This is a genomic window from Demequina litoralis (assembly GCF_030418455.1).
Lineage (GTDB): Bacteria > Actinomycetota > Actinomycetes > Actinomycetales > Demequinaceae > Demequina > Demequina litoralis.
The window spans coordinates 398,316-411,235 of the sequence record NZ_JAUHPW010000001.1 but is presented as its reverse complement, the minus strand read 5'-3'; the positions used below and the strand labels follow the sequence as shown (position 1 = coordinate 411,235).

The 12,920-nt window shown below is 72.6% G+C and carries 11 protein-coding genes; 6 read left to right on the top strand and 5 right to left on the bottom strand.

Annotated features, from left to right (window positions below; translation table 11 throughout):
* Nucleotides 1-149: 149 nt before the first annotated feature.
* On the top strand, nt 150-350 hold the full coding sequence (locus QQX09_RS01875) for a hypothetical protein (protein ID WP_301130998.1): 201 nt from the start codon (nt 150-152) through the stop codon (nt 348-350).
* Nucleotides 351-442: 92 nt separating this feature from the next.
* Here QQX09_RS01875 and QQX09_RS01870 read toward each other — a convergent pair whose 3' ends face one another.
* From QQX09_RS01870 to QQX09_RS01860, 3 genes are all read right to left on the bottom strand, one after another.
* Complete coding sequence (locus QQX09_RS01870) at nt 443-1,888, bottom strand: FAD-binding oxidoreductase (RefSeq protein WP_301130997.1); 1,446 nt, start codon at nt 1,886-1,888, stop codon at nt 443-445.
* A 266-nt stretch (nt 1,889-2,154) separates the two neighbouring features.
* Nucleotides 2,155-2,427, bottom strand: a complete 273-nt coding sequence (locus tag QQX09_RS01865; RefSeq protein ID WP_301130996.1) for a hypothetical protein — start codon at nt 2,425-2,427, stop codon at nt 2,155-2,157.
* 124 nt (nt 2,428-2,551) lie between these two features.
* Entirely contained in the window at nt 2,552-4,345 is a 1,794-nt protein-coding gene (locus tag QQX09_RS01860) for an AMP-dependent synthetase/ligase (protein ID WP_301130995.1), read from the bottom strand.
* 86 nt (nt 4,346-4,431) lie between these two features.
* On the opposite strand from QQX09_RS01860, the gene QQX09_RS01855 reads away from it, so the two are divergent.
* The 4 genes from QQX09_RS01855 (at nt 4,432) to QQX09_RS01840 (ending at nt 8,783) form a co-directional block, all read left to right on the top strand.
* Nucleotides 4,432-5,394, top strand: a complete 963-nt coding sequence (locus tag QQX09_RS01855; RefSeq protein WP_301130994.1) for an ROK family glucokinase — start codon at nt 4,432-4,434, stop codon at nt 5,392-5,394.
* Between the two features lie 6 nt (nt 5,395-5,400).
* On the top strand, nt 5,401-6,114 hold the full coding sequence (locus tag QQX09_RS01850) for a lysophospholipid acyltransferase family protein (RefSeq protein ID WP_301130993.1): 714 nt from the start codon (nt 5,401-5,403) through the stop codon (nt 6,112-6,114).
* Between the two features lie 82 nt (nt 6,115-6,196).
* Complete coding sequence (locus QQX09_RS01845) at nt 6,197-7,396, top strand: pyrophosphate--fructose-6-phosphate 1-phosphotransferase (protein ID WP_301130992.1); 1,200 nt, start codon at nt 6,197-6,199, stop codon at nt 7,394-7,396.
* Nucleotides 7,397-7,400: 4 nt separating this feature from the next.
* A complete protein-coding gene (locus QQX09_RS01840; protein WP_301130991.1) occupies nt 7,401-8,783 on the top strand; it encodes a class II 3-deoxy-7-phosphoheptulonate synthase in 1,383 nt (460 codons plus the stop codon).
* Nucleotides 8,784-8,865: 82 nt separating this feature from the next.
* Here QQX09_RS01840 and pknB read toward each other — a convergent pair whose 3' ends face one another.
* A complete protein-coding gene (gene pknB / locus QQX09_RS01835; protein WP_301130990.1) occupies nt 8,866-10,824 on the bottom strand; it encodes a Stk1 family PASTA domain-containing Ser/Thr kinase in 1,959 nt (652 codons plus the stop codon).
* A gap of 98 nt (nt 10,825-10,922) precedes the next feature.
* On the bottom strand, nt 10,923-12,455 hold the full coding sequence (locus QQX09_RS01830) for a LysM peptidoglycan-binding domain-containing protein (protein ID WP_301130989.1): 1,533 nt from the start codon (nt 12,453-12,455) through the stop codon (nt 10,923-10,925).
* A 113-nt stretch (nt 12,456-12,568) separates the two neighbouring features.
* Here QQX09_RS01830 and QQX09_RS01825 point away from each other — a divergent pair, with 113 nt between their 5' ends.
* Nucleotides 12,569-12,916: an Rv2175c family DNA-binding protein gene (locus tag QQX09_RS01825; RefSeq protein ID WP_301130988.1), complete on the top strand. Its 348-nt coding sequence runs from the start codon at nt 12,569-12,571 to the stop codon at nt 12,914-12,916.
* Nucleotides 12,917-12,920 lie beyond the last annotated feature (4 nt).

Here is a 12,920-nt window from a genome sequence, read left to right as displayed (position 1 = left end):
CCGACAGCCACGCCGACCGCCGTCCAGAAGGGGATCGGACCAGGCATCACATTGCGATGTCAGACCCCCTCCCTAGCGTGGGAGACGTCGTGGGAAGCACGATGCGCGCGGCGCCAGGGCCGTGGCGGAGACGACGGGAGGGCAGCGGGATGCTGATCGACTGCGATTCATGCGAGATGCGTGGCCGGGGCTGCGGCGACTGCGTCGTCTCGTTCCTGACCATCGAGGTGAGGCCATCGGACCGCTCGCGCGTCGAGCTCGACGACGACCAGGCCAGCGCGCTCGACGCGCTGTCCGCGGGTGGGCTCGTGCCACCGCTGCGGCTCGTGCATCCGCCCCGGGCCGGCTGATCTCGGGCGAGCCGAGGCGCCGCCCCGCGCGCGGGAGCGCGCCGGGGGAGGGGGATCCCGCCGGCGCGCCCCTGTGCGGACGGCTCGCGCCGTCAGCGTCCGGCGCCGTGGCGACGGAGGATGGTGCCGTCCGGGTCGTAGGTCATCCTGACGGTGTCGAGACGGTCCACCGCCACGCCCACGAGGGTGCGCTCCTCGACGGGCCGCTCGACGAAGTTGGCGTACTGCTGGTCGCTCACCCACGGGCCGAGGGCGGCGAGCGCCGCGTCGACCATCGCGGCGGTCTGCTCGAGCGTCGCCACGGGGGTGACCGGCGCGATCGCGACGGCGGCGACCACGCCGTCGAGGCCGGTGAGGGCCGCGTCGCGTCCCTCGCCGACGGCGAGCGCGCCGCCGAGGTGCCGCAGGTCGGCGGCGACGACGCCCGCGCACTGCGGGCCGTCGATCGCCTCGAGCCAGGCGTCCACGGCGTCGTCGTCGAGCGACGAGAGCACCGCGCCCTCGACGATGCCCGCCGACGGGTCCGGCGGGTCCATCGCGAGCCGGCCGAGCACCTCGAGGCCGGAAGGGGCGACGTCGTCGATGATCGGGTCGAGCGTGCGCAGCGGCGCGAGCAGGCGGTCCGCGAGCTCGGCGGAGCCGACCACCGCGGCCTGCACCAGCACGAAGGTGCCGCCGCGGATCGCCGCAGGCAGCTCCTCGAGGTCGGGGAACCGCAGGACCCGGGCCGTCGACGTGATCTCGCGGGGCAGCGAGGGAAGCATGCGGGCCCACGCCTTGAGCACCTCGGCGGCGCGCTCGCGCGGCCACCACAGGCTGCCCGCGGTGAGGCGGGGCACGTCGTACAGGCGCACGGTGAGCTCCGTCACCACGCCCGTGCCGCCACCGCCGCGCAGCGCCCACCAGAGGTCGGCGTGCTCGGCGGGCGAGGCGACCACGACGGCGCCGCCGGGCAGCGCGACGCGTGCGGACAGGATCGAGCCGGCGCCGAGGCCGTGGAGGCGCCCGAGCCAGCCGAGGCCGCCGCCGAGGCAGTAGCCGACGACGCCGACGGTGCGCGACGAGCCGGACAGGCCCGCGAGCCCGTGCGGGGCGGACGCGTCGAGCACGTCGCCCCACGTCGCCCCCGCGCCGACCGTCGCGGTGCGCTGCTCGGGGTCGATCACGACGTACGACAGCGCCGCGGTGCGGAGCAGGATCGCGCCCTCGAGATCGCCGAGCGCGACCGCGCCGTGGCCGGTGCCCTGGGGTGCGACGCGGAGGTCCATGCGGGCGGCGAGGCGCAGGGTGCGGGCGACGTCCGCCTCGGAGCGGGCGAGGACCACGGCGACCGGCCGCTGGTCGACGCCCAGCTGCCACGCGGCGCGTGCGGCGTCCCAGTCGGGGTCGGACGGGCGGACGACCTCGCCGTCGAGGAGCGCGGCGAGGTCGTCGAGGCCGGCGTCGAGGGTCGAGCCGGCGAGCGTGCTGCGAAGGGTCGGGGTGGTGAGGGTGCGGGCGGCGGTCGGGGCGCCGAGCGCGGGCATGGACACGGACATGATGGGTTCCTCCGGGGATGGATTCGCCACCATGCTGTTCCTGTCCGATTTGTCCGACCAGCCCCGAGTTGTGGTGCCACCCGGACGGGTGCCCCCCGGGTGAGGGGCATGCGGCACCCCGTGCCTGGAGGACCTCGGCGTCGGCGCGGGCGACCGGCGGGTCCGGTGTGTATCCGGCGCACCCGGTGCACCCGCGCCGGACGCGCCGACGCCCGCCTCGACCGGGGTCGGGGCGGGCGTCGTGGCGAGGACGTCGGGTGGGGGAGTCACGCGCGAGGGAAGCGGGCGCCGACGGCGCGGTGCGGCGTTCCGGACGAGGGGACCTCCACGAGCCGCAGCTCGGAGCGCTGCTCGGGGGAGAGGCGCGGGAAGCGTGCGCCGATCGGTCGCGCCGGCACGGCGCGGGTACGGGTGAGGCGCTCCGCGGTCGCGGGCGGCAGGTGGCGGCGCGGGAACCGTGCGCCCACGGGCGGGGCGACGCGCACGACGGTGCGATGGATGCTGGGGCCGGCGTGGATGCTGGCGAGGGTGGCAGTCATGGTGACCTCCGGGGTAGGTGGTGCCACCAGGCTGCGAGCCGCCGCATCGTCCCCACCAGCCCCGACTTGTGGTGCCACCCGCGATGGTGTCCCCAGGCCGCGGGGCATCCGGCACCGCGTGACGTCAGCGCGGGGCGGGCGCGTACAGCGCCTCGATGTCCTCGGCGAAGTCGCGCAGCACCTGGGCGCGCTTGAGCTTGAGCGAGGGGGTGAGGTAGCCGTTGTCGACGGTGAAGTCGTCGGCGAGCACCTCCCACTTGCGGATCGACTCGGCGCGCGACACGGCACCGTTCGCCCTGCTCACGGCCTTCTCGAGGTGCTCGAGCACCACCGGGTCCGACGCCGCCTCGGCCACCGTCATCTCGGGCAGCCCGTGCGCCTTGAGCCAGCCGGGGAGCGCCTCCGCGTCGAGCGTGAGGAGCGCGCCGATGAACGGCTTGCCGTCGCCGACGACCACGCACTGGCTCACGAGCGCGTAGCCGCGCAGGCGGTCCTCGAGCACCGCCGGGGCCACGTTCTTGCCGCCCGCGGTGACGATGATCTCCTTCTTGCGGCCGGTGATGTAGAGGTATCCCTCGTCGTCGAGGCGGCCGATGTCGCCGGTGTGGAACCAGCCTCCCTCCATCGCCTGGGCGGTCGCCTCGGCGTTGCGGTGGTAGCCCGAGAAGAGCATGTCGCCGCGCATGAGGATCTCGCCGTCGTCGGCGATCTCGACCTCGAAGCCGGGCAGCGCCGGGCCGACGGAGCCGATCTTCGACAGGCGGGTGCGGTTGACGTGCGACGCCGCGGTGACCTCGGTGAGGCCGTAGCCCTCGAGCACCTGCAGACCGAGCCCGTTGTAGAAGTGGCCCAGCCGGTCGCCCAGCGGCGCGGAGCCCGAGATCGCGTGCCGCGCGCGGCCGCCGAGCACCGCGCGGATCTTCGCGAGCACCAGCCGGTCCGCGATCGCGTGACGCGCCTTGAGGGCGAACGAGGGCCCGCCCGGGGAGGCGAGCGCACGCGAGTAGTCGATCGACTGCTTCGCGGCCCACCGGAAGATCTTGACCTTGCCGCCCTCCGCGGCCTTCTGCTCCGCCGAGTTGTAGACCTTCTCGAACACGCGCGGGACGGCGAGGATGAGCGTGGGCTGGAAGCTCGCGAAGTAGGGCACGAGCTTGCGCGAGTCGGGGCAGTAGCCGATGACCGTGCCCGAGGCGAGCAGCACCACCTCGACGAGCCGCGCGAGCGAGTGCGCGAGCGTGAGGAACAGCACCGTGCTCGCGCCGTCGAACAGCAGCACGTCGTCCAGCTCCTCCTGGATGCCGTAGGTGTGGCGCACGAAGTTGAGGTGCGTGAGGACCGCGCCCTTGGGGCGGCCGGTGGTGCCGGACGTGTAGACGATGGTCGCGGGGGAGTCGAGGGTCGCGATCGAGGCGCGCTCGGCGACGACGGAGTCGGGGATGCCGGCCCCCGCCGTCTTGAGCTCGTCCATGCAGCCGTCGTCGATGACGAGGACCTCGCGCAGGGGGCTCTCGGGGTCCTGCGCCACCTGGCGTGCGAGCGCGGCGTGCGCCTCGGTCTCGACCACGAGCAGCGCGATGTCCGCGTCGGAGGTGATCCAGTCGATCTGCGAGGCGGAGGAGGTGTCGTAGATGGGCACCGGCAGCGCGCCCGCGGTCCAGATCGCGACATCGAGGATCGACCACTCGATGCGGGTGCGCGCCATGATGCCGACGCTCTGGCCCGGCTGGACCCCGCGCGCGATCAGGCCCTTGGCCGTCGCGTCGACCATCGCCTGCGCCTCCGCGCCGGTGACGTCGATCCAGCGGTCCTGCTCGTCCGCGTAGCGCATCACCACACGGTCGGCGCGCTCGCGCCAGCCTGCCGCGATGAGGGCGACGATGTTGGGCGCGTAGTCGGCGCGGTCGGGCTGGCTCATCCTCGGGACCCCCATGGCAGTAGCGGCTTCGTCACAGACGATAGCCTTGACGCAGACCCCCATGACACCTCGAAGGGCAACGAAGCATGCATGCAATCGGCGTAGACATCGGCGGCACCAAGATCGCCGTCGGTGTGGTCGACGAGGACGGCGCCATCATCGCGAAGACCAAGCGCAAGACCCAGCCGCAGGACCCCGCGAGCATCGATGCCGCGATCGCCGATGCGGTGGCGGAGCTCGCGGCCGAGCACGAGTTCCACTCGGTCGGCCTCGCGGCGGCCGGCTTCGTGTCGTCCGACCAGGAGCACGTGCTCTTCGCGCCGAACATCGCGTGGCGCGACTACCCGCTCGCCGACAACGTCCGCCGCCTGCTGGGCCGCGACGACGTCGCGGTCGTGGTGGAGAACGATGCGAACGCGGCCGGGTGGGCCGAGTTCGCCTTCGGCGCCGCGCGCGACGTCGCGCACATGGCGCTGCTCACCATCGGCACCGGGCTCGGCGCCGCGCTCGTCGTCGACGGCAAGCTCGTCCGCGGCGCCTACGGCTTCGCCGCCGAGCTCGGTCACCTGCGCGTGGTGCCCGGCGGTCACCCGTGCGGCTGCGGCCTCCGCGGCTGCTGGGAGCAGTACGCGTCCGGCTCCGCGCTCACGCGCGAGGCGCGCCGTGCCGCGCTCGAGCGCCCGGTGCGGGCGGCCCGCCTGCTCGAGCTCGCAGGCGGCAACGCGATCGACATCCACGGCCCTCAGGTCACCGAGGCGGCGATGGAGGGCGACGAGCTCGGCATCGAGCTGCTCGCCGAGCTCGGCCGCTGGATCGGCGAGGGCTCCGCGTCCCTCGCGGCGGCGCTCGACCCCGAGCTGTTCGTCATCGGCGGCGGCGTGGTCGCGGCCGGCGACCTGCTGCTGCACCCGGCCCGCGCCGCGTTCGAGGACAACCTGCCCGCGCGCGGTCACCGTCCCATCGTCCCCATCGTGCCCGCGCAGATGGGCAACGACGCCGGAATCGTCGGCGCCGCCGACCTCGCCCGCCTCGCCGCCGCGAACCGCTAGGACACCATGAGCGACACCTACTACCGACTCTTCAAGCACGTGCTCCTCGGCCCGGCGCTCAAGGGCGTCTACAAGCCGTCCGTCGAGGGCGAGCAGCACATCCCGGAGACGGGCGGCGCGATCCTCGCGTCCAACCACCTGTCGTTCTCGGACTCGGTGTTCCTGCCCGTGGTGATCTCGCGCAAGGTGGTGTTCCTGGGCAAGGAGGAGTACTTCACCGGCAAGGGGCCCAAGGGCTACGCGACCAAGGCGTTCATGGAGGGCGTTGGCACCATCCCCGTCCACCGCGGCGGCGGCCGCGCCTCCGAGGCGGCGCTGCGCACCGGCCTCCAGGTGGTGCAGGGCGGCGAGCTGCTCGGCATCTACCCCGAGGGCACGCGCAGCCCCGACGGCCGCCTGTACCGCGGCAAGACGGGCGTCGCGCGCCTCGCCATCGAGTCGGGGGCGCCGGTGATCCCGGTCGCGATGATCGACACCCACATCGCGCAGCCCATCGGTCAGAAGGTGCCCAAGCGGCACCCGATCGGCGTGCGCATCGGCGCGCCGATCGATCTCGCCGAGTTCGCCGGCCGCCAGGACGACCGCACCGCGCTGCGCGAGGCGACCGACCGCATCATGGCGGCGATCGCCGAGCTGTCCGGCCAGGAGTACGTCGACCGCGACGCCGCCCAGGTCAAGCGCGAGCTCTCGAAGCAGCAGGACTTCGGGGCAGAGGCGTAGGCCTCCCGTCCCGGTGCCGCGCGCATCCGCGCGCGCCTAGAATGACCACGAAATCCGCAAGTCAAACGACGAAAGGTCCGTCATGTCGGTTCGCCGCGTTGCCCTCCTGACCGCAGGTGGGTTCGCTCCCTGCCTCTCCTCCGCCGTGGGTGGCCTGATCGAGCGCTACACCGAGATCGCTCCCGAGGTGGAGATCATCGCCTATGAGCACGGCTACTGGGGCCTGCTGCTCGGCAAGAAGACCGTCATCGACGACGAGGTCCGCAAGCACGCCGGCCTGCTGCACGAGTTCGGCGGCTCGCCCATCGGCAACTCGCGCGTCAAGCTCACCAACGTCGCGGACTGCGTCAAGCGCGGCCTCGTCGAGGAGGGCCAGGACCCGCTCGCGGTCGCCGCGGAGCAGCTCAAGGCCGACGGCGTCGACGTCCTCCACACCATCGGCGGCGACGACACCAACACGACCGCCGCCGACCTCGCCGCGTACCTCGCGGAGAACGACTACGGCCTCACCGTCGTGGGTCTGCCCAAGACCATCGACAACGACGTGGTGCCGATCCGCCAGTCGCTCGGCGCGTGGACCGCGGCCGAGGAGGCCGCGAAGTTCGGCCGCAACATCATCGGCGAGCACCGCTCGGGCCCGCGCATGCTCATCGTGCACGAGGTCATGGGCCGTGCGTGCGGCTGGCTCACCGCCGCCGCCGCGATGAAGTACCGCGAGGACCTCGAGACCCGCACCTTCCTGCCCGGCATCGGCCTCACCAAGGAGCGCTGGGACATCCACGCCGTCTACGTGCCCGAGTCGAAGATCGACCTCGACGCCGAGGCCGCGCGCCTGCGCGCCGTCATGGACGAGGTCGGCAACGTCAACATCTTCCTGTCGGAGGGCGCCGGCGTGCCCGAGATCATCGCGGAGATGGAGGCCTCCGGCCAGGAGGTCAAGCGCGACCCCTTCGGCCACGTGCGCCTCGACGAGATCAACCCCGGCCAGTGGTTCGCGAAGCAGTTCGCGGAGAAGCTGGGCGCCGAGAAGGTCATGGTCCAGAAGTCGGGCTACTTCTCGCGTGCGGCGGCCGCCAACGCCGAGGACCTGCGCCTCATCAAGTCGATGACGGACTACGCGGTCGAGTGCGCCCTCCGCGGCGAGGCCGGCGTCATCGGCCACGACGAGGAGGACGGCGACCGCCTCAAGGCGATCCCGTTCCCGCGCATCGCCGGACACAAGCCCTTCGACACCGCGACCCCGTGGTACGTCGAGACCCTCGAGGCGATCGGACAGGCGTAATCACATGACCGAGGCTGCCCTGGCGGCGGCGGGCGTCGACTCGTACCTCTCCAAGGAGGCGAGGCAGCAGCCGCAGTGGCCCGATACCGCTGCGCTGCGACGCGCGACCGACCGTCTCACGCAGGTCCCCCCTCTGGTGTTCGCTGGCGAGGCGGACCGGCTGCGCGCGCAGCTGGCCGCCGCGTCCCGCGGCGAGGCTTTCGTCCTCCAGGGCGGCGACTGTGCCGAGATCTTCGCGGAGGCCACGGCCGACCGCATCCGGAACAAGATCAAGACCATCCTGCAGATGGCCGTGATCCTCACCTACGGCGCCTCGACGCCGGTGGTGAAGATCGGGCGCATGGCGGGCCAGTACGCGAAGCCGCGCTCGTCCGACACGGAGACCCGTGACGGCGTGACGCTGCCCGTGTACCGCGGCGACATCGTCAACTCCTCGGGCTTCACCGAGGAGGAGCGGGTCCCGAACCCGGAGCGCCTGCTCGACGCGTACCACGTGTCCGCGTCGACGCTCAACCTCATCCGGGCCTTCACCCAGGGCGGCTTCGCGGACCTGCGCCGCGTCCACCAGTGGAACAAGGGATTCGCCGCGAACCCCGCGTACGCCAAGTACGAGCAGTTCGCCAAGGAGATCGACCGGGCGGTGCGCTTCATGGCGGCCGCGGGCGGCGACTTCGACGCGCTCAAGACGGTCGAGCTGTTCTCGAGCCACGAGGCGCTGCTGCTCGACTACGAGCGGTCGCTCACGCGCATCGACTCGCGCTCGGGGCTCGCGTACGACTGCTCGGCGCACTTCCTGTGGATCGGGGAGCGCACCCGTCAGCTCGACGGCGCGCACGTCGAGTTCCTGTCGAAGGTGCACAACCCGCTCGCGGTGAAGCTGGGCCCGACCGCCACCGCGGCGGACGCGGTCGCGCTCGCCGAGCGTCTCAACCCGGACAACGTCGCGGGGCGCCTCACGTTCGTGGCCCGCATGGGCGCGGACAAGGTGCGAGACGCGCTGCCGTCCATCGTCGAAGGCGTGCGGGACTCGGGCGTCACGGTCACGTGGCTCACCGACCCCATGCACGGCAACACGTTCACGTCGGACTCGGGCTACAAGACCCGCAAGTTCGACACGATCCTCGATGAGGTCACCGGCTTCTTCGAGGTGCACGAGGCCCTGGGCACGGTTCCCGGCGGCCTGCACGTCGAGCTCACCGGCGACGACGTCACCGAGGTGCTCGGCGGCACCGAGAGGATCGACGACGAGGGCCTGGCCCGGCGCTACGAGACCAAGGTCGACCCGCGCCTCAACCACCAGCAGTCGCTGGAGATGGCCTTCCTCGTGGCCGACCTGCTCGCGCGTCACAACGCGCGCAAGTCTCAGGACGTCGACGAGCTCGCCTAGCCCGCGCATCGTCCACGACGCCCCGTCCCGGTCCGCCGGGGCGGGGCGTTCCGCATCCCCCGGGGAGGGACGATGCGGGGGATCAGTTGTAGACGAGGACGAGCGAGGTGTCCTGCTCGACCTGGGCGCCGGGGACCAGCGACTGGTCGACGACCGACCCCTTCGAGCTCCACGGCCACTTGGGGTACAGGCTCACCTTGAGCCCGGCGTCCTTGGCGGCCTTCTCGGCGGTGTCGACGTCCATGCCGACGTAGTCGCCGACGCTCACGAGCGGCGGGCCGTCGGACACCGTGATGGTGATGGAGTCGAGGCGGTTGCCCGCGGCGCCGGCCTCGGGGCTCTGCTGGAAGACCTCGCCCTCGGGCGCCTCGCTGGTGCGTGCATGCTCGACGCCCACGTTGAGGGCGTACTCGTCCTGGAGGAGGGCCGTCGCCTCGTCCTCGGTCATCCCGCGGACGTCCGGGAACGTGATCGGCTCGGGGCCGTCGGAGACCTTGAGGTCGATGGGGGTGTCGTGGCGGACCGTCGCGCCGGCCTTCTCGGAGGCCGACATCACCTGTCCCGCGGGCACCGTGTCGGAGTACGCGGTCGTGACGTCGCCGAGCGGGAGCTCGAGCTCCGCGAGGCTTTCCTCCGCCGCGTCCTGCGACATCCCGACGAGCTTGGGCACGTCGGTCATGCGGGGGCCCTTGGACACCGTGATGCCCACGGTGCCGCCCTCGATGATGCGCGCCTGCGCGTTGGGGTCCGTCGCGATGACGATGCCCTCGGCCACCTCGTCGTCGAAGACGCGGGTGACATCGGGGGTGAGGCCGGCGCCCTCGAGGATGGTCGTGGCGTTGGCCTGCGTCTCGTCGACGACGGACGGCACGGTCGTGTAGGCGCCGGGGCCGATGGAGTTGTACCACCACACCCCGCCGCCGCCGAGGACCAGCACCGCGACGAGGATCGCGGCGATCCACCATCCGGCGCGACGGTCCGTGCGCACAGGCTCCTTGGCGTCGGGGTCGTCGTCGGGCAGGGTCTCGAGCTCGGCGCCCACCGAGGGGAACGGATGCCCGAGCCCGATCGGCAGGGCGACGGTCGCGCCCGCGGGGGTCGCCGCGAGGACGGCCGTGGCGTCGGAGTCGCGCAGCGCCGCGGTGGATCCCGACGGGGGCGCCGCGCGGCGGTCCAGCGTGGGGTCGTCGAGCATCGTGAGCGTCCGTCGCACGTCCTGCAGCGCCTCGCCCGCGTCCTGGGGGCGTGCGGCGGGCTCGCGCGCGGTGAGCGACCCGACCAGCTCGTCGATCTCCGGCGGGAGCCACGCGACGACGCTCGACGGCGGCGGCACGTCCTCGTGGACGTGCTTGGTCGCGACCTGGATCGCGGTGGCGCCGGTGTGCGGCTGGCGGCCCGTGACCATCTCGTACAGGAGCACGCCCGCGGCGTAGACGTCGGTGCGCGCGTCCGAGACGCCGCTGGTGATGAGCTCCGGTCCCAGGTAGGCGACCGTCCCGAGGATGGTGCCCGACGTGCTGGACGTCACCTCGGTGACGGCGCGCGCGAGGCCGAAGTCGGCGACGCGCGGGCGGCCCTCGCCGTCGATGAGCACGTTCTCGGGCTTGACGTCCTGGTGGACGAGGCCCTGCCGGTGCGCGGAGGCGAGCGCGTCGAGCACCTGCTCGAGCGTGGTGAGCGCCTCACGCAGCGACATCGGGCCGTCGAGCTCGAGCCGCTCGCGCAGGTTCACGCCGTCGACGAACTCCATCGTGAGGTAGGAGACGTCCTGGTCGACGCCCTGGTCGTAGACGCGCACCACGCCCGGGTGGGTGAGCCGCGCCGCGGCCTTGGCCTCGCGCCGGAAGCGCGCGACGAACTCGCGCGAGTTGGGGTCCACCTCGAGGTGCGGGTGCATGACCTTGAGCGCGACGTCCCTCTCGAGCCGACGGTCGAAGGCGAGGTACACCGTCGCCATGCCGCCCGCGGCGATGCGCTCGCGCACCTCGTAGCGGCCGTCGATGACGCGGCCGAGGAGCGGGTCGGTGAGGGTGTCGGACACGGGGTTCATTCTAGGCGGCGCCGCCGGGACCTCCGACGGTCCCCGTGCGGCGCGCCGTACCGGCGGGGGACGATGCGGGACGCCCACCGGTGGCCCGCTCACCGGAAGCGGGACATCAGGGCCTTCACGCTCGCGACGTAGCCGACCGTGTCCGAGTGGTAGCCGTGGTCGCGCACGGCCGCCGCGCCCTGGTAGTACCCGGCGATCGCATCGTCCACCTTGGAGAAGCTGCGCGTGAGGTACCGGAGGATCAGGATCCCGGCGGTGACGTTGTCCTCGGGGTCGAGCAGGTCGAGCCTGCGGCCGGCCATGTCGGAGGCCCACTCGCCGGAGGTGGGGATGACCTGCATGACGCCGACGGCGTTGGCGGGGGAGACCGCCCGCATGTCGAAGCCGGACTCCTGGTAGGAGATCGCCTGGGCGAGCGCGGGGTCGACCCCGTACGCCCGCGCGGTGCGCACCACGAGCGCCTGCATCTGGTCGCGGGACGGCACCGAGCGGGCCAGCAGCGTCGCCTTGTTCCGGTTCGCGGCGGCGACGATGTCGCTCGCGTAGGTGCGGCCCGCGAACGTGTCTCCGACCAGGCCGGACGTGGTCCCGCCTCCCGAGCTCTGCGAGCCGTCGGGCACCGTGAGGCGCTGGCCGACGTAGATCGTCGACGCGTTCGCGAGCGAGTTCGTGCGGGCGAGCGCGGCGACGGTGGTGCCGTGGCGCTGCGCGATCGCGGAGAGCGTGTCTCCCGCCTTCACCGTGTAGGTGCCCGACGCGGGCTTCTTGGTGGTGGTCTTCTTGGCGACGGTGGTCGTGGTGCCGGGGATGGTGAGGCGCTGACCGACGGTGATGAAGGCGGCGTTGGCGAGCTTGTTGGTGCGCGCGAGGGCCGCGACGGTGGTGCCGTGGCGGTGCGCGATCTCCGACAGCGTGTCGCCCGCCTCGACGGTGTAGCGGCCGGACGTGGTCGTCTTCGTCGTGGTGGTGGTCTTCTTGGCGACGGTGGTCGTGGTGCCGGGGATGGTGAGGCGCTGGCCGACGGTGATGAAGGCGGCGTTGGCGAGCTTGTTGGTGCGCGCGAGGGCCGCGACGGTGGTGCCGTGGCGGTGCGCGATCTCCGACAGGGTGTCGCCCGCCTCGACCGTGTACGTGCTCCGCGAGGTGGTGGCGGCGCCGCTGCTGGCGGGGGACGTCTGCTCGGACGTGCCGGAGCCGCCGATGGTGAGGCGCTGGCCCGGGTAGATGAGCGCGGCGTTGGCCAGCTTGTTGGCGCGAGCCAGCTTCGCGACGGTGGTGCCGTGGCGGTGCGCGATCTCCGACAGCGTGTCGCCCGCCTTGACCGTGTACGTCGCGGACAGCGTCGTGGTGGTGCGGGTCGTCGCCTGCGTCCCGTTCTTCGTGGGGATCGTCACGGTGGTGCCCACGTAGATGGTCGCGCGCGCGTCGAGGTCGTTCGCGGCCACGATCGCCGGGATGGTGGAGCCGTAGCGGTGCGCGAGATCCGAGACGGTCTCGCCCTCGCGGACGCGGTGCTGCTCGTCGGCGGCCGCGGGGCCGGCGGTGGTGAGACCGATCATCGTGACGAGCGCCGCCGTGGTGGCGGCCCGGCCGACCGGGATGGGGGTCGTCGACGCTGCCATGCGGACCTCCGGTGTGAGAGAAGGGGTTGGTGTGACAGATGTGACAAATGTGACGGTAACCCGGGGTGCCGCGCGGTCGCAAGGGGGCAGGGGCGGATCAGTACCCTGGAGCCATGACCGACGTCGCCTGGCTCACCGTTCCCGACTTCGCCGACCAGCTGGGCACCACGCCCAGCGAGGTGCGCGAGATGCTCCGCGAGGGGCACCTGTTCGCCGTCCGTCGCGGCGAGCGGCAGACTCTCCAGATCCCGGCCGACGTCCTCGTCGACGGCGAGGCGGGGCCCGAGGTGATCGCGACGCTGCGCGGCACCCTCACGCTGCTGCGTGACGCGGGGATGGACGACGCGGAGTGCGCGGACTGGCTGCTCGCGGAGGAGCCCGAGCTCGGCATGACGCCGCTCGAGGCGCTGCGCCAGGGCCGTCGCGCGCACGTGCGCCGGGTGGCCCAGGCCCTGCTGTAGCCCT